The organism is Vibrio sp. 1751 (assembly GCF_033339895.1).
GTDB classification, from domain to species: Bacteria; Pseudomonadota; Gammaproteobacteria; order Enterobacterales; family Vibrionaceae; genus Vibrio; species Vibrio alginolyticus.
Map to the genome: position 1 here is coordinate 1 of NZ_JAWOVM010000056.1, position 21,490 is coordinate 21,490.

Genomic DNA, 21,490 nt, shown 5'->3' on the forward strand with positions numbered 1-21,490 from the left:
CTTCCTAGCGGTGTCCATTCTTGCCTATCATCCTGACGGGCGAACTCTATCCTAGAGCTTAACTACATCCTTGCTGACAACTCATCCTAAGCTATCAAATCTTCATCCTGAAGATACCCAATCCTTTAGGCTTTTTTCCTGTTCCCGCCAACATCCTGTCGACAAATTGAGTATTGATGTTTTGCTGATTTGACTCAATTAACTTTTCTAAATTATTTTTACTTATTATTTTAAGTGAATTTAAATATTACTGTTAAATCATATGTTTAATGTTTTTTCTGGCATTGCTCTTAGACGTGGTTAATCTATTTGCTTACAACTCTTGTAAGAGATCTCGCACAAGTTTGGTGGTGAATGTATTAATGAGCGCTTTTTGTTCCGAGTTCTGTGGATTGAACTGGATCACAATGCGTTAAAAGGGAGACGATAAAGATGAAAGTGAATTGATCTTGAGTAGAGATTTGTTTGAAAAGAAATAAAAAATCTTGCGGTTTTTATAAACAGTATGGTAAATCTGAAATGCCCACCTTGTTAATCCTTATTAAGATTCAATGACAGTATAAGTAGGGAACTTGATTGCCATTTTTCTGTCATATCTGGTGAGTAAGTTAACTGTGTCAGATAGATAATATGCCGTTTGCCAGTAAAAACAGGCTGCAAGAAATCGGTAATTATCATTATGTTGTGAAATTGGTCACGGTTAAATGATTGATTCCCTTATAGATTGAAGGGGATACGACCTTAGACAATAAGCTCCATGAGGAGCGTTACTTATATAAGATGAGGGACTTTACTATGAAAAAGACTAGAAGAGCTCAGCTACATCGTGTGCGTATTCAATACTGGAAAGACACGAAAGACGCCCCAGCTAAAAAATCATAGTTAATTATACCTAAAGGCACGAGCTGGCTGTGGAACGCAGTTTCCCGTTGATTGCCAGCTCAAAAACGCCAAAATCACTCCGCGCAACTTCCCAAGCACCCTATTTTTAATATCGCATTCTTCCAAAAATAAAAAAGCCAGTCTTAAGACCAGCTTTCTCTACCATTTATTGAGCTCTGCGTATTACAGGTTGCCCTTTAGTTACAGGTAGTTGGCGTCAACTAGTTCGCCCGCTTGCGCGCTTTTCACTTCTGGGCGTGCTTCTAACCATTTGATAACTTGCGCTTTCTGTTCTTTAGTCGCACTGCCGTAACGGTTAGTAGAACATAGGAAGCCTTCAAACAGTTCTAGACCACCGCCACCGAAGCAAAGACCAAGCTCGTCAATGTAGTCGATAAAGTCATCAACGAATGCATCGTAACGGTCGAAGTCGTTAATGTCTGTTTCACAGCTGATCTCGAAACCTAGGATTGCGAACTCACCTAAGAACAGCTTTTTACGGATACGACGGCTCTTGTTATCGATCTTGTCTAATTTCATGATTATCTCTCGTAGATGATTTGATTTCGTACACCTTATACCTTCTATCATACTTTAGCCCAAGTAAAATCAGAATGAAGCGATACAGTTGGTGATTATGTGACCAGAATTTAATTGCTTCGTTAGCTGTGTTGGTTGGTTTGCAGTATTGTTGAAACACAAGTTTCATATGTTTTAAGCACTTTTGTCATTTTTCTTATCCAAACTTCTTGCCGTTCAACTAATCACTTATTTATTAATTAAACTATAAGATCGGGAAAGTAAAAATGAGCAAGGAAACCTTTGACGCGACGCGTTATAACCAAAGTGAAAACAAACCATTTGAAGAAGTATTAGAAGCGAGCCTATCTCGACGCAGCATTCTGAAAGGTGGTTTAGGTATCAGTGCGATGACAGCGTTTGGTGCTTTCGGATTGGCTGGTTGTAACTCGTCTGACTCAGGGAGTACAGTAAGCAGTGGTTCGGGCGCATCTAAAGCCGTTCTTAACTTTGAATCTATCCCTGGCTCACTCACTGATGCAGTTTCAATTCCACAAGGCTACACCGCACAAGTACTAGTACCTTGGGGAACACCACTTAATGCGCAAGGCAGCACATGGCAAAATGATGGTACCAACACCAGTACCGATCAGTTAAATGCGCTAGGCATGCACCATGACGGCATGCATTTTTTCCCATTGAACGATAGCACTACAGATGGCTTGCTATGTATTAACCACGAGTACATCGACACATCAGCACTGCATCCAAATGGTCCGACGGTTGAAAATGGCGTACGTACCATTGTAGATGAAGTGCGCAAAGAGATTAACGCGCACGGTGTGTCAGTGGTTCGCATTCAACTGGAAGACAACATGTGGAAGTTGGTTGATACCGATCCACTAAACCGTCGTTATACTGGTGCGACAGTCATGGATTTGTCTGGCCCGGTGGCCCACACATCTTTAACTGTCACTCGTTTCTCGCCAGATGGCAGCCAAGCGCGTGGTACGTTAAACAACTGTGGCAACGGCTACACGCCGTGGGGCACGTACTTAACGTGTGAAGAGAACTGGCCAGGTTACTTTGTTAATGCCGGGACTCGTACAGAAGAGCAAGATCGCATTGGTGTCGATGATCAAAGTACACGCTACTTGTGGGAGACATTAGCAGGAAATTCAGAAGAGCGTCTTGATGAGTTCTCTCGCTTTAATGTGGCTCCAACAGGAGCAAGTGCGATGGATGATTACCGTAATGAAGCTAATGGTTACGGTTACATTGTCGAGATTGACCCTTACACGCAAAACTCACGTGCGAAGAAACGTACTGCGCTAGGTCGTTTCCGTCACGAGGGCTGTACTTTCGGTAAGCTTGAAGAAGGCAAACCAGTGGTATTTTATTCTGGTCACGATTCTCGCTTTGAATACCTATACAAATTTGAATCTGCGGCAGCGTGGGATCCAGCAGATGCTAACCCTGATAACCGCTTGGCGATGGGTGACAAGTACATGGACGAAGGCACACTGTATGTGGCGCGCTTCAATGAAGACAGCACAGGTACTTGGTTACCATTAACGCTTGATAGCGTAACAACCGCTGGTGGTACGTTAGCGGATCACTTTGATTCACTGGCTGAAATTATCATCAATACTGCGGGTGCGGCGGATTTAGTTGGGGCAACACCAATGGATCGACCAGAGTGGTGTACGGTTGATCCATTCACGGGTTCAGTATATTTAACATTGACGAACAATACGCGCCGTACAGATGAAACCAATCCTGCGAATCCACGTTTGAATAATAAGTTTGGTCATGTTATTCGTTGGGATGAAGGTGCTTCAGCAACTGACTTTACTTGGGATATCTTTGTGTTTGGTTCTCCAGCAAATGGTGATGCAGATACCAACCGTTCTGGCTTGAATGAGTTAAACCAGTTTGCGAGCCCAGACGGATTAGCGTTTGATGGCCGTGGTATTTTGTGGATTCAGACTGATAACGGCGCAGATGAAGTCACGTCTTACACCAATGATCAAATGTTGGCTGTTGTGCCATCTAAGCTAACAGATGAGAATGGTGATCAAGCTGTGATTGGTGCGGATAATCAAGCTGAATTGAAACGCTTCTTTGTCGGACCAAATGGTTGTGAAGTAACAGGCTTTACCATCAGCCCTGATTACAAATCATTGTTTGTGAATATTCAGCACCCAGGTAACTGGCCATACAGTGAAGATGCAGCCGAAGAAACGCCTGCTGGTGTTTCTGTGCGCCCACGAGCGGCGACAGTGGTTATTCGCCGTGAAGACGGTGGAGAGATTGCAGTTTAATCTCTAAATGAATAAACACCTTAAAATTCAAGCCCTGCAATTGCAGGGCTTGATGGTTTAGGCGAATGCCTAGTTGCACTTTATACCTAGACAACAGGTTTAGCTTTTCAATGAACCGCCTGAAGTACGAATCACGTCTTGATACCAGAAAAAGCTTTTCTTGCGTTTACGTTCTAGCGTTCCTTGCCCATCATCATAACGATCGACATAGATAAAGCCGTAACGTTTGCTCATCTCAGCGGTTGAGTTCGCGACCAAATCGATTGGTCCCCAACTGGTGAAGCCCATCAGCTCAACGCCATCAAGAATCGCTTCGTGTGCTTGCACAAGGTGGTCGTTCAAGTAAGCGATGCGGTAATCATCCTGAATCTCACCGTTTTCATCGATTTCATCACGCGCGCCTAAGCCATTTTCTACGACGAACAGTGGCTTTTGGTAGCGATCGTGAAGGAAGTTAAGCAGAATGCGCAGGCCTTTTGGATCGATCAACCAACCCCACTGGCTCTTTTCAAGGTATGGGTTTGGTACGCTATCGACAATGTTACCCACTTCTTTCTGTTTCGGATCCGCACTTGCACAGCCACTTGCGTAGTAGCTGAATGAGATGAAATCGACACTTGCCGATGCAATTTCTTCTAAGTCGCCTGCTTCCATCTGAATTTCGATACCGTTTTCACGGAAGTAACGCTTCATGTAGCCTGGGTACTGACCACGTGTTTGTACATCACCGAAGAACAACCACTTGTTGTTTTCATGCATGGCAGCAAGCACGTCATCAGGGTTACAGGTGTATGGGTAGTTGATTGCGCCAAGCAGCATGTTACCAATCTTGCCGTTGGGTACGATTTGCTGACACAGTTTTACCGCTTTTGCGTTGGCGACTAGTTGGTGGTGAATCGCTTGGTAAATCTCTTGTTCATTGGCGTCTTCTTGCAAACCAACACCAGTAAATGGTGCGTGTAGAGACATGTTGATTTCGTTGAAGGTTAACCACAGCTTCACTTTGACTTTGTAGCGTTCCAGCACGGTGCGGGCATAACGTTCGAAGAATTCGATGACGCGACGATCGCCCCAACCGCCATAGTTTTCAACCAGTGCGTAAGGCATTTCGTAGTGAGATAAAGTTACGAAAGGTTGGATGTTATGCTCGGCAAGTTCGTCAAAAATTTTATCGTAGAACGCCAAACCTTCTTCGTTAGGTTCTAGTTCGTCCCCGTTAGGGAAGATGCGGCTCCATGCCAAAGAGAGACGCAGACAGTTAAAGCCCATCTCTTTGAACAGCGCGATGTCTTCTGGGTAGCGATTGTAGAAGTCGATCGCCACGTCTTTGATACCCGGTGTACGTTCTTCACGGGTTTGATGCGGACTCAAAATACCGTTTGGCAGCATGTCTGATGTCGATAACCCTTTACCCCCAAGGTTGTACGACCCTTCTACTTGGTTTGCAGCAATGGCACCGCCCCAAAGAAAATGTTCAGGAAACTTAATCATGTTTCTCACTCTTTATCGTTCGGAAGTTATTCGTTCTATTTGCTTGAGAATAGTGTAGGTCAAGGAGGGATTCTTGTATCGAGATCGTGTTTTTCTCAAACAGCGGGGATGCCTAGTTCTAATGATGATTTTGTAATCAATATCAACCTAGACTGATTTGAACAACAAAGTGAAAGTCAGCCCATTTTGTTCATTCTTATGCACGCTAATTTGTCCATTCATATCACGCATATTGTTGGCCGTAATTGCTAAACCTAGCCCCAATCCTTCCCCAATTTTCTTTGAGGTTTGGAATGGCTCGAACATGGACTCAAGCATCTCATCTGACACGCCGCAGCCATTATCACTGACGATCAGTTCGACCCGATTGTCGGTTGGGTTGACGATCAAGTTGAGCTGCGGATTGGTGGTGTTGTTCATTGCGTCTAGCGCATTCGAGACAAGATTACCGAGCACCTGAAGCAGTCGTTGTTCTTCACCCATGATGTTAGGTAAGTCATGAGGAACCCGAACACGCACATCCACTTTGTCTAATTGGGATTGATAAACGCGTAAGGTCTCTTCGAGTGCGGAGGTAAGAGAAATCGCTTGTAGGCTTTCTGGTTTGTTATAAGCGAACGTCTTTAGCTGACTAGTCATGCTTGCCATGCGATCAATGAGCTTCTGCACCAATACGTTGTTGGCTTTCATCATCTCGGTTTCACCGCGTTCTGCTAACAGTTCGTTTGTTGTGAGCAGGGTACGCAAGCCTGTCAGTGGCTGATTGAGCTCATGAGTGATCGCGCTCGACATGCGACCCAAGGCGGCCATTTTGCTCGATTCAATCAACTGGCTTTGCGCTTCTTTTAGCGCTTGAGTACGCTCTTCTACCCGTTGCGCCAGTTCTTGGTTGACCTGTTGCAGTGATTGCTCGGCTTTTTTCCGCTTACTGATGTCGATGATCGTTGCAAGGAAATACTGCTCGCCGTGCCAAGGGAAACTGGTCAGTGAGAACAAGACAGGGAAGACGCTACCGTCACTGCGTCTGGCAATGGTTTCGACCGTGCTTATCTCTGCGAGCTCTTTATGTTTAGGTAAGTTCTTGAGTAACTTAAGTGTGGTGGAATTGGGATTGCCTGCGTCGAATAATTCCCAAGCAAAAGCATGTCGATTGACGCTTTCTGGTAAACAGAACAAACGCTTCGCCATTGGGTTGAGATCGAACAGTTGTCCTTGTTCATCAATCAATAGCAAACCAACGTGGGTCTTATTGATCATCTGTTTCAAGCGGCGTTGGGACTCTTCCAACAGGGCTTGAATTCGTTGTTGGTTGATGTGCTTTTGGCGACGTTGTAGACCAATGATGACAAGTAATACAACCAATAAGAGCAACGCCGCGACGCTCCAACCAATCACGTTTATGGTTTGTTGAATCGGCTTAGAAGGGGTAAGGTAGCTTACGTACCAATTCAAATCATCCAATTTTACGGTGTGCGCAAAATAGCGTTGTTGGTTGAGCGTCCACACGCTGATGTTGGTGTTGTCGTATAAGCGCTGCGTTTCTAACTGAACGGTGTTGCTTGGTTCGTTAAACCAGTCTGCGTTATAGAGCGAGCTACTCGATAGAAAAAAGCGTTGCTGGCGATTTTGCAACGTAATGATGTCTTGGCTGGTAATGGTCTGTTCGGTCAACAGGCTGAGGTTGATTTGCACCACGACAATACCTGCGATATCTAGACCGTCATAGATAGGGGCTGCAAGATAATACAACGGGCTCGAACCTTTGGTTTTGTTCACCAAGGAAACCCCACCGCCTTGATTGTGAATTTGTTCCACAATGGCTTTTCGGTCAGACAAGCTAAAGCGCTCTTCGATTAGACTTGAGACCAATACTTCGCCAGAGTTAGACAGGATTAGCCAACCTTCCGTATTGGCGGCTTTATCTAGTTGAGTCAGTTGGGTTTGCAACGGTTCGTAATAAGTCAGATTCCCTTTCACAAAAGCGATGGTTTCTGGGTTATTGGTGACGAGGTAAGGTAAGTGGTAGAAACGTTTGAGTGCACGGCGAACTTCACCAATATAGTCGAGCAGTTTTTGCTGAGCTTCAGTTTGAGTTTGTACACTCAACCACTGACGGGCAACCTCTCTGCTGGCGCTATAACAAGACAACATCAGCACTGCCGCAATTGCGACCACAAGCCATGTTTTGCCATTCCTTTTGCGCTGCATATCGACTCCATTCAGCTAGTGCGTTCTCACCAACAGTCATTAAAGAGTGCGCCTAACTGGTTGGATGTTAAAGACTTGTAAGCAAGAAGTGAGATCTAGCTCCTTTTCTCCTCAGTGGTTTTTGCTACCGTTAATAAAGATCGATTTCTTTCCCAACCCATAAAGCAGGCAGTAACTCATGGCTTTTGACGACATCCCTAAAATTGCACTTATCGAAGACGATGACATTGTTCGTCAGGCTACCAGCCAATGGCTGCAACTGGCGGGGTTCGATGTGACCGCATTCAGTTTAGGCGAAGAGGGCAAAGCGGCCATTCTGAGCCAAGAATTTGATGCGATTGTCAGTGACGTTCGCCTGCCAGACACCGATGGTTTGTCGATACTAGAAAGCCTGATTGCCAATCACATTCCAACGCCAGTTATCTTGATCACCGGACATGGTGACGTCGATATGGCGGTAGGCGCATTACAAAAAGGTGCATTCGATTTTATCGAGAAACCTTTTCAGCCAGAGCGTTTATCCCAACGAGTGACCGAAGCGGTCGAGAGTTATCGCGCACAAACGTCTACTCAAGATCGCCAAGAGTACCTATCTAGCGTTAGCGGCTTAGAAGAGGTGTTGATTGGGCGAAGCCGAGTGATGCAACAGCTTAGAGAACAAGTAGCCAAGTTAGCACGCATTGATACCAACGTGATCATTTACGGTGAGACAGGTTGTGGTAAAGAGCTGGTAGCGACCAGTTTGCACAATGAAAGCCAACGTAGAACCCATCATTTTGTGCCAATTAACTGTGGTGCTATTCCTGAGAACTTGTTTGAAAGTGAGCTGTTTGGGCATGAAGCAGGGGCATTTACTGGAGCGGGTAAAAAGCGCATTGGTAAATTGGAATACGCGGATAAAGGCACTTTATTCTTTGATGAAATCGAGAGTATGCCGCTATCCATGCAGGTGAAAGTGTTGCGTTCATTACAGGAACATACGGTAGAGCGCGTTGGGGGCAACCAACAGATCTCAGTTGATTTGAGAGTGATCGCCGCCGCGAAAGAAGATCTCAATGATCATGACGAGTTTCGTCAGGATTTGTACTATCGTCTTAATGTGGCGCAGATCTATTTGCCACCGCTACGTGAGCGAGAAGAAGATGCGTTGATCTTGTTCGAACACTTTGCTCTGAAAAGTAATCCTGAGAGTCGTCTGCTGAGTGAAGCCGATAGAAAGGCCATTCTTGCTTACTCTTGGCCCGGTAACGTACGTGAGCTTAGGAATGTAGCGATGCGTTTTGCATTGGATGAAACCGTCTCCGTGATGGAAATTCTCTCCAGTCGACCATCCTCAACAACCGAAGAGACGCATGCGGGCGTGCCGTTGGCGATTCAGCTACATAACTTTGAACGTAAGGTGCTACATGATTCTTTAGTCAGGCATCATGGACGCATCAATGAGGTGATGCAGGAGTTGGATTTACCACGTCGAACCCTTAACCAAAAGATGCAGAAGTTTGGTTTGAATCGCTCCGACTATACTTAGTGCGATTTCTAGCTAATTCGAAATTACTGGCATAACAAACACGTTATGCGCTTTTGGCTGGAGCTGGGACAAACTTATAATTTAGGTCTTTACCTTCTCCAAACAAGGTAACGAGGTTCCTTCCAGTATGTTTAGAGCTATATAGCGCTTCGTCTGCTTCAGCAAGCGCCTCTTGAAGTGATTGCCCCTCAGATAACTGACTGATACCAAAGCTCATGGTCACTTCAGTTTTAAATGATTGCAAAGCGGTTTCAGTTTCGACCGCAAGGCGAATTTGCTCTGCGACAATTTTGGCTTGCTGTGCTTTTTCGAGCAAAACAATCATGAACTCGTCACCACCAAATCGCACAATGCAGGCGGACTCAGGAAGATGCTTTTTAAAAATAGTGGAGATCGTTGCCATGACGGAGTCGCCAACCGTGTGACCATAGTGATCATTAATCGCTTTGAACTTGTCGACATCAGTCATAATAATGCTGATTGCTTGGCTTTTTTTATGTGCTTTACTAACCAAGTTTGGAACGATTTCTTCCATGGCTCGACGATTATATAGCCCTGTGAGTGCATCTAAATGAGAGAGATCATTAATGGATTGCACCAAGCGTCCGTTAATTAACCACAGCATACTAAAGCTCAAAGCAACGATCAGGCAGATGCTAAATAAGAACGTCAGCTGATGGATAAGGCCTGCGACCATAAAGCTTGGTAACTCACCTGAAAAAGTACTCCAAAGCGCCCTAAATCCCATAAAAAAACTAAATCCAAAGAAAGAGTAAGCCATTGCTTTAACAGGGAGCTTTAAGTCCTTTTGGGTACCTTTAAGCATGGCGACACCACTAAAGAAGGTGACGATACAAATATACATGCTCAGATAAATAATGCGGCTTTTGATAGAAGGGTCATGGAAGGTGAAATAGTAAAATGAACCACTGAAAACAGGTGTTAACAAGGTAAGACAGTGAGCCAATTTTAAAGGGTATTGACGAAAAATGCTTACGCTATATAGCGTAAGCAAGAAGCCGACTAATATGAGAGTGTTGGCTATGACGATGGTCAGCCAGTCTGGCGCAGAGCCTCTAAAGCCAAGTAAAAAAGGGCCTAAACCAATAAACAGTAGTGATATCGAGAAGGTTTTTAAGCCTTTGACTCTACCCTGAGTGTATTGATAACAAAGCAGACTAATAGAGTAAATGCAAGAGAACAGAATAACGATAAAGTTCAGTGTTCTGATGTCTAGATACTGATTATCCATAGACGACCCATATCAATCTTTCATTCAGGCAACTCCTTTGCCTGATATCAATAAGCGAGCTACATAGTAACGCACTTATTGAGCGATGTCTTATGTTAAACGGCTATTCATTCACCAGCTCGAATTGTTCGGTTTGGTTGGTTTTCGTCGTAAACAGCAGACCAACAATCATCATAAATACGCTAGGCACAATCCAGCTAGCAAAGTCATTGTACAGAGGCATGTAATTACCCATCCACTCATCAGTGGAACTTGGCATGTAACCTAGGATGTGCAGCGCATCAACACAACCAAACGTTAGAGCAGTGAATGCGGTTGCTACCACCATGATTTGCGACATCTTGTTGCGCACTGGTGCCATGATCATCAACGCAATCGCGACTGGGTGAAGCGCCACAACCGCTGGCAATGTGATAGCCAATAGTTGCTCTAGACCTACGTTGGCGATCAAACCAGCCAATACCATGGTCGTGATAACGCAGCCTTTGTAGTTCACTTTGCTGAAAGTGTTGTCGTAGAACTCACTGCCTGCGGTGGTTACGCCGATAGCAGTAGTCAAACACGCCAATACCATCACGGCACCTAGTAGTAGTGAACCAAACGCGCCGAAGTGGCTGAAGGTGAATGCCGTTAAAATGTCGCCACCATTGCTGAACTCAGAACCCAAGTATGAGCTTGTCGAGCCAATGTAAGCCAATGAGATGTAAACAAACGCCATGGCAACCGCGTACATTAAAGCAGCAATTAGTGTGTATTTTGCGGTGGCTTTCGGGCAATCCACACCCATGCTGCGAATCGCGCGGAAGATAATCCAACCAAAACCGATAGAACCTAATGCATCCATGGTCATGTAACCTTGGGTTAAGCCTTCAGCAAATGCACCAAATAGGTATGGTCCCGTTGCGGCAGTTAGCTCACCTGCAGGAGAAACCAAAGCCGTCACAGACATGATGATCAAGATTGCCATCAAGGCAGGCGTTAAGATCTTGCCTAGGTTGTCGACCAATTTACCCGGATATAGGGCAAATAGAATGGTGATAGCACAGAAGGCAATAGTGAAAGGCACCAAAGCTGCATCACCAAACATTGGCGCAAAGCTAAATTGGTAAGCCACGGTAATTGCACGTGGGATCACGAACGCAGGGCCAATCACGATAAACACCATCACCCAAAAACTGGTCGCCAAAGGTTTAGGTAGGGCAGCGGTTAATTTGTCTGAACCGTTTACGATAGCCACCATCACCAGTGCCATCGCAGGCAGACCTACACCCGTCAAGAGGAAGCCAGACATCCCGCTCAGAAAGTTTTCACCTGCTTGGTAACCCAAAAATGGAGGGAAGATCAGGTTACCCGCGCCTAAGTACATGGCGAAAGTCATGAAGCCCAAAGCGGCGATATTGCGTGCGCTTAACATTGTTATTCCTCTTATGTTTCGCTTGGAAGAAACTGAAAGGAATGGGAGGAGTATGTGGTGTTCCCGTCAGCTTCTTCTCAAGCTGACAGAAAGTTTAGATATAGCCTGTCAGCTCTGAATCAGTTTCAGAGAGAGCAGGAGGATCGCAGCAGCAACGCCAGATGGGCGTTTTAAAGCGAATTGTAATTGCGCAGTTGCTGACATGGGTGATCCTTAAAGACGAAAAAATACCAAGGAATACGTTTGCCTTGGCGTGTTGTTACACTAACGAACATAGGGCCATTGGCACAACCCCGAAGTAGAAAATAAGTTGATACGGTCAATGTTTATTTCTGAACTGGTGGATCGAGCTGCTTTTTAAATTAAAAATTAGAATAAATGACTTTTCATTTTTGTAACATGGCTTTCTTTGCTGTATTTTTGTGCTATTTGTAGTCGTTTAGGCTATAAACCTCAGCTGATAAATTGAGCAGTTTAGAATGATGCGCTTTTTCTTCTTATTGTTAAGACGCTCATTAGTTGCAATTCAATCCAAAATTGCATCGGCAAAATATTGCTTATTAGTGAATCGTGCATTTATTTTGTCTTGATCACATTTTATTAACCTTTTGCGATCTAGGCGTGCAACCTTCTCCTCTTCAATGAGCAAGATCTTGCTCATTACTTTGCTATCAAATCAGCATGATTTTGCTCATTTTTGATGTCTTTCAGCTCTTAGTTCAATAAATACAAAGGGTTAAAAGTTGGCATTTCAATTGCTCTAGGGAATGTGTTGTTAATAAAGGTTTAACATGATGTAAATCCCCAATCGTGAAACGACTACACGGAGAGTAATAATGAAAATGAATAAGCTGGTAAAAGCTTTGGCTGTCGCTGTGACTTCTTTTGGTATTGCTGCTAACGCTGCGGCAGAAGATCGTAGCTATATTCTTGCAACGGCATCGACAGGTGGTACTTACTACCCTGTGGGCGTAGCGTTGGCGACGTTAAGCAAAGTGAAGTTGGCACCAAAGCACCACTTCTCCCTTTCTGCAATCAGCTCTGCGGGCTCTGGTGAAAACGTTAAACTGCTGAATGAAAACGAAGCACAGTTCGCGATTCTACAAGGTCTTTACGGTGCGTGGGCTTGGTCTGGTGAAGGTCCTTATGAGAAGAGCGGTCGCCAAGAACAACTGCGCTCAGTCTCTATGCTTTGGCAAAACGTTGAGCACTTTATTGTTCGCTCTGACCTAGCAAAAACGGGCACAGTGACTGACCTGAACAACCTAGATGGCAAGAAGTTCTCTATCGGTAAGAAGAACTCAGGAACTGAGAACTCTGGTCGCCAAATCATGAAAGGTCTGAAGGTCGACCCTGATAAATTCAATCTTGCTTACATGGGTTACGGCGGCAGTGCGAGCGCACTTCAAAACGGCACCATTGACGGCATGAACACGCCTGCGGGTGTACCTGTTGGTGCGGTCACTCAAGCTTTTGCTGCGTTGGGTAAAGACATTTCGATTCTTTCGTTTACTGACGAACAAATCAAAGAGGCGAACGGCAATTACAACCTATGGACGAAGTACGAGATCCCAGCGAACACGTACCCGGGTCTAGATAAGCCGATCACCACCATTGCACAGCCTAACTTCTTGGCAGTTCGTGAAGATATCTCGGAAGAAGACGTTTACCAGCTAACCAAAGCGATCTACGAGAACCTGCCTTTCCTACAAGGCATCCACAAAGCAACAAAAGCAATGGCGATTGAGAAAGCGATCGCTGGCTTGCCAGTGCCTCTTCACCCAGGTGCGGTGCGTTACTACAAAGAAATGGGCATCGAAATCCCATCAGACCTAATGGCGAAATAACGCCAACTTCGCCCCGAGTTTCGGCTCGGGGCATTTTATCCCTACCGATTTCTAAGATGGAAAAAGCCGCCAGAGCTTGGAGTATGAGATGAGCGACTCAATAGAAAAGGAATTGCAGAAGTTTGAGCTGCCCACGCGCACTGATTTTCCGTGGGTAACCACCACAATCACAGTGTTTGGCGTGGTGTTGTCTGCTTTGCACATTTGGTTTAATACCTTATCGACGTTACCAGAGTTATGGATTTCCGCGACCCACTTTGCTGGCTTTGCGGTGATTTGTGCGCTTTGGTATCCGGCTCATATCTCTCTCAAGCAGAGTAAGATTGCACTCGGCATCGATGTGTTGATTGCCATGGGCGCGGTCGCGTGTTTGCTCTACATTCCCTATGCCGAAGATGCGCTATATGAACGCGGTGTGAAGTTCGTGACCAGCGATTGGGTCTTCGCCATCATGGCAATTTTGATTGTTATCGAACTGATTCGACGCACCATGGGCTGGTTTATTCCAGTGTTGATTGTGGTGTGTTTAAGCTACGTTGTGCTTTGGGGTAAGTGGGCGACAGGTATTTTCCACTTCCCGGGTTTGAGCATGGAAACCTTGCTCTACCGTAGCTTCTATTCTTCTGAGGGCATGTTTGGCTCTATTTCGCGCATCAGTTGGACTTTCGTATTCATGTTCATTCTGTTTGGTGCGTTTCTTGTTCGCTCTGGTGTCGGTGATTACATCATCAATGTGGCACGTGCTGCGGCTGGCAAAATCATTGGTGGTCCGGGTTTTATCGCAGTGATTGGCTCCGGTTTGATGGGCTCAGTATCGGGCTCTAGTGTGGCAAATACGGTTTCCACCGGTGTTATCAGTATTCCTTTGATGCAAAAAGCAGGTTTCCCTTCGCGCTTTGCAGCGGGGGTTGAAGCTGCGGCGTCAACAGGTGGTCAGTTGATGCCACCTGTGATGGGAGCGGGTGCTTTCATAATGGCGTCTTACACGCAAATTCCTTATGTTGATATTATTGCCGTTTCTTTCATTCCTGCTCTTATCTATTTCTTGTCTGTGGCGTTCTTTGTGCGTATCGAAGCCAAACGCAGCGGCGTTCAAAAAATCACGACCAGCGATGAATCTCTACTGAAAGTGCTGATCAGCGGTTGGCACAACCTTATCCCGCTGGCGGTATTGGTTACTTTGTTGGTTCAAGGCTTTACGCCAACTTACGCTGCTGGCTTGTCGATCATTTCTGTGGTGGTGGCTTCTTGGTTCTCAAAAGATCACAAGATGGGACCAAAAGCGATCATCGAAGCACTTTCACAAGGTGCGAAAAACATGGCGACAACCGCCGTATTGCTGGTGGGTATTGGTTTGGTGATCAACGTGATCAGCACAACGGGCATCGGCAACACCTTCTCATTGATGATCGACGGTTGGGCGAATGGTGACTTGTTCATCATGATCGTTCTGATTGCGCTCGCTTCTCTTGTTTTGGGTATGGGTTTACCTGTGACAGCGGCGTATATTGTATTGGGTACACTGTCTGCCCCTGCGCTTTACAAGTTGATTGCGGAAAACCAATTGCTTGAATTGATGGTATCGGGTCAATTGCCTGAACAAGCAAAAGCCATCTTTATGTTGGCAGCGCCAGAAAAGTTGGAACTGCTTAATACACCAATGGCGTTGGAAACCGCGAAAGAAATGGTGGCGTTAGTACCTGCAGACTTTATGGAAACCCTACTAGAGCAAAGTTTGGGTATGGAAGCGGTAGGCTTGGCATTGCTGGCTGCTCACCTCATCATCTTCTGGTTATCGCAAGACAGCAACGTAACGCCTCCAGTGTGTTTGACCGCCTTTGCTGCGGCAACCATCGCTAAAACACCGCCAATGCGTACCGGTTTGATGGCATGGAAAATCGCTAAAGGTTTGTATCTTGTACCGCTGCTGATTGCTTACACAGGCTTAGTAAGTTGGGATGTAACGTCGGTAATTACCGTGGGCTTCTTCGCCATCATCGGAACCTATGCATTGATTGGTGCGATTGAAGGCTACTTGGAAGGTCCTCTAAACATTCTGACTCGTCTCTTGTTGGTAGTGGTGGGTACATTGCTGGTTTGGCACGACATCCCAATGTTGGTTCGTGTGGCAAGCTGCGCGGTATTTGTCGCGGTGTTCATTTACAGTGGTCGCAAGTTCAAATTGCAACAATCTCAACTATCGGTTTTATAAGAGGTCGTATGAAATCAGTCTATGACTACATTATTGTCGGTGGCGGTATCGTCGGCGTATCGACAGCATGGCAACTGCAACAACGTCACCCAGACAAATCCATTTTATTGGTTGAGAAAGAGTCCGGTTTTGCCAAGCACCAAACCGGACACAATAGCGGTGTGATTCATGCTGGGGTGTACTATGCTCCGGGCAGCTTAAAAGCCGACTTTTGTAAGCGTGGGGTAGAGCGAACCATTTCGTTCTGTGCTGAGCACGATATTCCGGTGGAGAACTGTGGCAAGTTGTTGGTTGCCACTAATGAGCAAGAAGTCGAACGCATGAATGCCCTCTATGAGCGCTGCCATGTCAACGGCATCGACGTAAAGCTACTCGATGAAGTTCAACTCAAACTGGCTGAACCAAACATCACAGGCTTGGGCGCGATTTATGTCAAAACCACCAGTATTGTCGATTATCGTTTGGTCACTGAGCAGATGGCGGAAGAATTCAAAAAGCTCGGCGGTCAAATCAGCTTGAGAACCAAAGTGGTGGCTGCCGAAGAGAAGGACGAGGAAGTCCAACTGACCTGCATTTCAGACGGTCAAACGATGCAGCTTAATACTAAGTTCTTGGTTACTTGCAGCGGCTTGATGGCGGATCGAATGACTAAGATGATGGGTATTCCAACTGACTTTCAGATCATCCCTTATCGTGGTGAATACTACCGCTTAGATAGCAAACACGACCAAGTGGTGAATCATCTTATTTACCCAATTCCCGACCCTGATTTGCCATTCTTGGGCGTCCACCTGACTCGTATGATTGATGGCAGTGTGACTGTTGGTCCAAATGCGGTGCAAGGATGGAAGCGAGAAGGGTACGACAAGGTTAACTTCAGCTTGCAAGATACCATGCAAATGCTCAGTTTCTCCGGCTTTTGGAAGGTGACACAAAAGCATCTAAAAACCGGACTGGATGAGTTTAAGAACTCGTGGTGGAAGCCGGGCTATCTGAAATTGGTCAACAAATATTGCCCTAGCATCAAGGTAGAAGATCTCAAACCATATCCTGCGGGTATTCGTGCGCAAGCCGTGTTATCCGATGGCACTTTGGTTCATGACTTTTTGTTTGCCGAGAGCGCAAGAAGCCTGCATGTTTGCAACGCCCCCTCTCCTGCAGCGACATCTGCAATGCCGATTGGGGAATACATTTGCGATAAAGTGAATGAGAAGATAGAGGCGAAAACGGTATAAAACAAAGGCGACGTAACTGTCGCCTTTATTGTATTTGAATCTGGGAATTAGGAGCTGCCATCTTTAGGGCAGAGTTCGCCTTTCTTGGCGTGCCTTTCTATCATGTAATCGCCGCGAGCACTGTGCAGGACAATTGCGTTCCAGACTTGACCATCTTGCAACTCGAACTCAAACGCATAATGGGTGCCGCCGACCATTTTGGTTCTCACCTCATGAATTGCTTTCAATTTATCATCGGCATTCATTTGATAAAGCACCATGTTTAGTGAGCGTCTTGCGTCAGGAGTTGCTTCAGCAAGTTGCCAATGGCCCCGCTCGTCTGTTGCGGAGCAAATAGACCGCATTTTACTTTTCATGGCGGATGACATTTGCTTGTCTACGGCCAATGCATTTGGTGAAAACAGTGGAACCGTCAAAGGAATCAAAGTTACCAGAAACCGCTTTAAGGTCATAAAAACACTCCGTTGTTTTACTCTTGCTTGAGTATAGACCTCAATGGCTTCAGATGTGGTGCAGTCGACTCTGGGCCTACAATATCGCAGTTCGTATCAACGAACTGATGATAAACAAGGCGACCACGCTTGCCAGCCAAATGCCAATGAACCACAAAATGGGCTTTAGTTTCATCAGTGATATCCTTCTCCACGTTTCATCTTGCCGCGGAACACCCAGTACGAATAAGCCGTGTAGGCTATGATCAGAGGAAGTAATACCACCGCACCGGCAAGTAAAAATGCCAAACTTTTGTCTGGCGCGGCGACGTCTTGATAAGTGAGTGCGAATGGGACCAAGTAAGGGAATGTACTGACACCGAAACCCATCGCGGACACAAGAAACAGGCCGATCGCAAGAACGTAGGCTCGGACGGCTTTGTGGTCGAGTAAGGCTTTGAATAACTGCCAAATAAGTGCCGCTGCAATAATTGGTAAAATGAAAAACAGTAGCGAGTTTGGTAATGAGAACCAACGTTCAAATACGATATTTTGGCTCAATGGCAGCCACAAACTGGCGATGAATATACAGGCTACCATCGCTAGCCCCCATCGTCGCGCGACCACGTAATAGCGCCCCATCAGCTCTTCTGGAAGCTTGATTAATAACCAGCATGAACCGAGCAGAATATAAGCACAAACAAGCGCCAAGCCACAAAATACGCTAAATGGTGAAAGCCAATCAAACCATCCACCTGCGTATGCTCGTTCACTAACCTCTATACCTTGGAGCAGGGTTCCGAGCATAATGCCTTGCATCAATGCTGCGGTGAGTGAACCAATGAAAAAAGCGCTATCCCATAAAAACTTTCCGCGTTGTGTTCGGAAGCGATACTCAAAAGAAACCCCGCGCAGAATTAATCCGAGCAGCATTAAAATCAGAGGAGCATAGAGTGCTGGCATAATGACCGCGTAGGCGAGGGGGAACACGGCAAAAAGCCCACCACCGCCAAGAACTAGCCAAGTTTCATTCCCATCCCAAACAGGAGCGATGCTGTTCATCATCATGTCGCGCTCTTCATCGTCATTAGCGCTGAGAAATAGGATACCAATACCGAGATCAAAGCCATCTAACACGACATAAATCAGAACAGCGAGCCCAATCAAAGCGTACCAAATTAATGCGTAATCCATGAGTAAGCTCCTAGGTTAGATGGTTAGAGTGTGTGATGGCATCGGTTTTCGTGCCATCAGGAAGTCGGCTATCTAGACCTTCTTCATATCGAGTTGGAGACTTGCGCATCAAACGTAGGAGATAGAAGAAGCCAGCTCCAAAAACCACAAAGTAAACCACGATGAACGCCGTCAGGGAGACGCTCACCGCGGCGGCATCAATAGGCGATGCCGAATTGGCTGTGGTTAAAAGACCGTATACGGTGTAAGGCTGTCGACCGACTTCGGTAGTTATCCAGCCTGCTAAAACTGCAATGAACCCCGCTGGGGCAAACAGCACACAAATACGTTGAAGTGCCCTCGAATCAAAAAGTTTGCGACGTTTTCTTAGCCAAAGGCTCCACAAACCAATAACAAGCATGCCAAAACCAAGCGCGACCATGACTCGGAAAGACCAGAAAACGATAGAGACAGGAGGGTGTTCCTCCTCTGGAAAAGCATCTAATCCCTTCACTTCACCGTTGAGGTCATGAGTTAAAATCAAACTACCGAGTTTGGGGATTTCCAGTGCGTATTCCATACGTTTTTCTTCATCGTTAGGGATACCGAAGAGGAGCAATGGCGCGCCTTGGTGAGACTCATAGTGCCCTTCCATCGCGGCGACTTTGGCGGGTTGATGTTCAAGGGTGTTTAAACCATGCATGTCTCCAGCAACGATTTGAATTGGTGTCACGATGGCAGCCATCCACATTGCCATCGAGAACATAATTCTGGCTAGAGGGTTATGGTTTGCTTTTAGCAAGTGATAAGCGGCAACGCCGGCTACAACAAAAGCAGTAGTAAGGTAAGCGGCGAGCAACATATGAACGAGCCGGTAAGGGAAGGAAGGGTTGAAGACAATCGCCCACCAGTCTTCTGGGATAAACTGTCCGGCTTCGTTGATACTGTAGCCCGCTGGTGTTTGCATCCAACTATTAACAGAAAGTATCCAAAACGCAGACAAAAACGTCCCGAATGCAACAATACAAGTCGCGGCGAAGTGAAGCTTCTTACCCACCTTATCCATACCGAAAAGCATCACGCCTAAAAACCCCGCTTCGAGGAAAAACGCAGTAAAAACTTCATAACCCATTAGCGGGCCTAGGATTGGGCCTGTTTTGTCGGCAAACACGCTCCAGTTAGTACCGAATTGATAGCTCAACACGATGCCACTCACCACACCCATACCAAAACTGATGGCAAAGATTTTGAGCCAGTACTTATAGATTTGCATGTACTGTTTGTTGCCCGTTTTTAAGTACAAGCCCTCTAATACAGCGAGATAACTTGCCAAACCAATCGTAAAAGCTGGAAAAATAATGTGGAAAGAGACAGTAAAGGCAAATTGGAATCTAGCTAGGTCAATGGCGAGTGTGTCCATGAGCGGTCCCTTTTTCGTTGGATAAACTGTTCGCCGGATTTAAAGAGGAGACAGAAGAGTGGCGAACAAGGTGAAATACGAAGAAGGAAGACGAAGAGATTAAAAAACGATCGCTTTTTACACATGTGCGTACCATCTTTTAGATAAAGGAGGAGCGTTATGAGCCTTAAACATTACTTTGAGAAAGCGACACCTAAGTTTGGTCCAGGTGGGAAGTATCACAAGTTCTACCCACTTTTCGAAGCTGTCGAAACCATTTTTTACACGCCTGGTAAGGTAAACCAGGGCATGACTCACGTTCGAGATAGCATCGATTTAAAACGTATTATGATCATGGTGTGGCTGGCGGTCTTCCCTGCCATGTTCTGGGGTATGTACAACATAGGCCAGCAAGCGAGTGATGCCTTGTTGTATGGAATGGATCAAGCCTCAGCTCAGCAAGCGCTTGTTTCTTCATGGCAACTGAGTTGGGTATGGGGCTCGTTAGATGCGGTTTCACAAGCGGGGTGGGGAAGTAAAATGTGGCTTGGTGCTACTTACTTTCTCCCGGTTTATGCGACGGTGTTTATCGTTGGTGGTTTCTGGGAAGTTCTGTTTGCTATTGTGCGAAAGCATGAGGTAAATGAAGGTTTTTTTGTTAGCTCTATACTCTTTGCGCTGATCCTTCCTCCGACAATTCCACTATGGCAAGCGGCTTTAGGTATCACTTTCGGTATTGTTGTGGCGAAGGAGATTTTCGGTGGTACTGGACGAAACTTCCTAAATCCAGCTTTAGCAGGGCGAGCGTTCTTATACTTTGCCTATCCTGCCAACATGTCCGGTGGTGCTGTGTGGGTCGCGGCTGATGGTTACTCTGGCGCTACTCCACTTAGTCAATGGTATGAAGGCGGGCAAAGTGCTTTGATAAATAATATGACAGGACAAACAATTTCATGGGGAGATGCTTTTGTTGGTAATTTACCAGGCTCGATGGGTGAAGTCTCCACGTTGTTGATCGCACTAACAGGCTTGGTTCTCATCTTTATGAAGATTGCATCGTGGAGAATTGTTGCGGGCGTGTTGGTCGGTTTAATCGGAGCTTCATTACTATTGAATGCGATCGGTTCAGACTCTAACCCCATGTTCTCCATGCCGTTCTACTGGCACTTCGTGATTGGTGGGGTTGCGTTTGGTACCTTCTTCATGGCGACAGACCCTGTCTCGGCAGCTTTTACCAATAACGGGAAATGGGCATACGGACTATTAATCGGCGTGATGACGATTTTTATCCGAGTGCTGAACCCGGCTTATCCAGAAGGCATCATGTTAGCTATTCTATTTGCTAACTTATTCGCGCCACTTTTCGATTACCTAGTCAAAGAAAGTAATATCAAACGCAGAATGAAAAGGGCGAGACCTTCTTAAAATGAGGGTGACCTCACTGAAAATTGATTGAAAACTGCACTATATTGAAAAGGTCAGAGACATGGGGTTTCTGACTTTTTATTTTTATCAGGAGGACGAAGACGATGAGAATAAAGGATATTCTCGATAGCCGTTTGGTGCTGTCGTTCT

The 21,490-nt window shown here is 45.8% G+C and carries 14 protein-coding genes; 6 read left to right on the top strand and 8 right to left on the bottom strand.

The annotated features are described in order from the left end of the window. Positions 1-1,083: 1,083 nt before the first annotated feature. Entirely contained in the window at positions 1,084-1,422 is a 339-nt protein-coding gene (locus R7041_RS16165) for a YggL family protein (protein WP_206949477.1), read from the bottom strand. A gap of 266 nt (positions 1,423-1,688) precedes the next feature. On the opposite strand from R7041_RS16165, the gene R7041_RS16170 reads away from it, so the two are divergent. After that, positions 1,689-3,725 (top strand): PhoX family protein, encoded by a 2,037-nt coding sequence (locus R7041_RS16170; protein WP_206949476.1) that lies wholly within the window; start codon positions 1,689-1,691, stop codon positions 3,723-3,725. A 99-nt stretch (positions 3,726-3,824) separates the two neighbouring features. On the opposite strand, the gene R7041_RS16175 is transcribed toward R7041_RS16170, so the two are convergent. Next, on the bottom strand, positions 3,825-5,216 hold the full coding sequence (locus R7041_RS16175) for a glycoside hydrolase family 1 protein (RefSeq protein WP_206949475.1): 1,392 nt from the start codon (positions 5,214-5,216) through the stop codon (positions 3,825-3,827). 147 nt (positions 5,217-5,363) lie between these two features. Further along, positions 5,364-7,424 carry a sensor histidine kinase gene (locus R7041_RS16180; protein WP_206949474.1) on the bottom strand — a complete coding sequence of 687 codons (2,061 nt, stop codon included), beginning with the start codon at positions 7,422-7,424 and terminating at the stop codon, positions 5,364-5,366. Between the two features lie 178 nt (positions 7,425-7,602). Between R7041_RS16180 and R7041_RS16185 the strand changes: the two genes are divergently transcribed. Further along, positions 7,603-8,952 carry a sigma-54-dependent transcriptional regulator gene (locus R7041_RS16185; RefSeq protein ID WP_206949472.1) on the top strand — a complete coding sequence of 450 codons (1,350 nt, stop codon included), beginning with the start codon at positions 7,603-7,605 and terminating at the stop codon, positions 8,950-8,952. Positions 8,953-8,995: 43 nt separating this feature from the next. Here R7041_RS16185 and R7041_RS16190 read toward each other — a convergent pair whose 3' ends face one another. Both R7041_RS16190 and brnQ read right to left on the bottom strand, forming a co-directional pair. Next, a complete protein-coding gene (locus R7041_RS16190) occupies positions 8,996-10,204 on the bottom strand; it encodes a GGDEF domain-containing protein (RefSeq protein WP_005374203.1) in 1,209 nt (402 codons plus the stop codon). Between the two features lie 103 nt (positions 10,205-10,307). Beyond that, positions 10,308-11,618 (bottom strand): branched-chain amino acid transport system II carrier protein, encoded by a 1,311-nt coding sequence (gene brnQ, locus R7041_RS16195; protein WP_206949471.1) that lies wholly within the window; start codon positions 11,616-11,618, stop codon positions 10,308-10,310. 836 nt (positions 11,619-12,454) lie between these two features. Here brnQ and R7041_RS16200 point away from each other — a divergent pair. The 3 genes from R7041_RS16200 to lhgO all read left to right on the top strand — a co-directional run bounded on the left by R7041_RS16200 (position 12,455) and on the right by lhgO (position 16,912). After that, positions 12,455-13,465: a TAXI family TRAP transporter solute-binding subunit gene (locus tag R7041_RS16200; RefSeq protein ID WP_017635521.1), complete on the top strand. Its 1,011-nt coding sequence runs from the start codon at positions 12,455-12,457 to the stop codon at positions 13,463-13,465. 88 nt (positions 13,466-13,553) lie between these two features. After that, positions 13,554-15,677, top strand: a complete 2,124-nt coding sequence (locus R7041_RS16205) for a TRAP transporter permease (RefSeq protein ID WP_206949469.1) — start codon at positions 13,554-13,556, stop codon at positions 15,675-15,677. Positions 15,678-15,685: 8 nt separating this feature from the next. After that, the gene (gene lhgO, locus R7041_RS16210) at positions 15,686-16,912 is read left to right on the top strand and encodes an L-2-hydroxyglutarate oxidase (RefSeq protein WP_164665364.1); all 1,227 of its coding nucleotides are present in this window, start codon (positions 15,686-15,688) and stop codon (positions 16,910-16,912) included. A gap of 47 nt (positions 16,913-16,959) precedes the next feature. Here the strand turns inward: lhgO and R7041_RS16215 are convergent, their stop codons facing one another. The 3 genes from R7041_RS16215 to R7041_RS16225 all read right to left on the bottom strand — a co-directional run bounded on the left by R7041_RS16215 (position 16,960) and on the right by R7041_RS16225 (position 19,936). Next, positions 16,960-17,364 (bottom strand): cystatin, encoded by a 405-nt coding sequence (locus tag R7041_RS16215; RefSeq protein ID WP_206949467.1) that lies wholly within the window; start codon positions 17,362-17,364, stop codon positions 16,960-16,962. A 174-nt stretch (positions 17,365-17,538) separates the two neighbouring features. Next, the gene (cydB, locus tag R7041_RS16220) at positions 17,539-18,537 is read right to left on the bottom strand and encodes a cytochrome d ubiquinol oxidase subunit II (RefSeq protein WP_005374173.1); all 999 of its coding nucleotides are present in this window, start codon (positions 18,535-18,537) and stop codon (positions 17,539-17,541) included. A 10-nt stretch (positions 18,538-18,547) separates the two neighbouring features. Further along, on the bottom strand, positions 18,548-19,936 hold the full coding sequence (locus R7041_RS16225) for a cytochrome ubiquinol oxidase subunit I (RefSeq protein ID WP_033906251.1): 1,389 nt from the start codon (positions 19,934-19,936) through the stop codon (positions 18,548-18,550). A 159-nt stretch (positions 19,937-20,095) separates the two neighbouring features. On the opposite strand from R7041_RS16225, the gene R7041_RS16230 reads away from it, so the two are divergent. Further along, complete coding sequence (locus tag R7041_RS16230) at positions 20,096-21,340, top strand: NADH:ubiquinone reductase (Na(+)-transporting) subunit B (RefSeq protein ID WP_005374169.1); 1,245 nt, start codon at positions 20,096-20,098, stop codon at positions 21,338-21,340. Positions 21,341-21,490: the final 150 nt, after the last annotated feature.

Excerpts from the sequence above, each read along its gene's own strand:
- R7041_RS16175 (WP_206949475.1), bottom strand. The coding sequence starts at position 5,216 with ATGATTAAGTTTCCTGAACATTTTCTTTGGGGCGGTGCCATTGCTGCA.
- R7041_RS16200 (WP_017635521.1), top strand. The coding sequence starts at position 12,455 with ATGAAAATGAATAAGCTGGTAAAAGCTTTGGCTGTCGCTGTGACTTCT.
- cydB (WP_005374173.1), bottom strand. The coding sequence starts at position 18,537 with ATGGATTACGCATTAATTTGGTACGCTTTGATTGGGCTCGCTGTTCTG.
- R7041_RS16190 (WP_005374203.1), bottom strand. The coding sequence starts at position 10,204 with ATGGATAATCAGTATCTAGACATCAGAACACTGAACTTTATCGTTATT.
- R7041_RS16185 (WP_206949472.1), top strand. The coding sequence starts at position 7,603 with ATGGCTTTTGACGACATCCCTAAAATTGCACTTATCGAAGACGATGAC.
- R7041_RS16165 (WP_206949477.1), bottom strand. The coding sequence starts at position 1,422 with ATGAAATTAGACAAGATCGATAACAAGAGCCGTCGTATCCGTAAAAAG.
- R7041_RS16215 (WP_206949467.1), bottom strand. The coding sequence starts at position 17,364 with ATGACCTTAAAGCGGTTTCTGGTAACTTTGATTCCTTTGACGGTTCCA.
- R7041_RS16225 (WP_033906251.1), bottom strand. The coding sequence starts at position 19,936 with ATGGACACACTCGCCATTGACCTAGCTAGATTCCAATTTGCCTTTACT.
- R7041_RS16230 (WP_005374169.1), top strand. The coding sequence starts at position 20,096 with ATGAGCCTTAAACATTACTTTGAGAAAGCGACACCTAAGTTTGGTCCA.
- R7041_RS16170 (WP_206949476.1), top strand. The coding sequence starts at position 1,689 with ATGAGCAAGGAAACCTTTGACGCGACGCGTTATAACCAAAGTGAAAAC.
- lhgO (WP_164665364.1), top strand. The coding sequence starts at position 15,686 with ATGAAATCAGTCTATGACTACATTATTGTCGGTGGCGGTATCGTCGGC.
- R7041_RS16180 (WP_206949474.1), bottom strand. The coding sequence starts at position 7,424 with ATGCAGCGCAAAAGGAATGGCAAAACATGGCTTGTGGTCGCAATTGCG.
- R7041_RS16205 (WP_206949469.1), top strand. The coding sequence starts at position 13,554 with ATGAGCGACTCAATAGAAAAGGAATTGCAGAAGTTTGAGCTGCCCACG.
- brnQ (WP_206949471.1), bottom strand. The coding sequence starts at position 11,618 with ATGTTAAGCGCACGCAATATCGCCGCTTTGGGCTTCATGACTTTCGCC.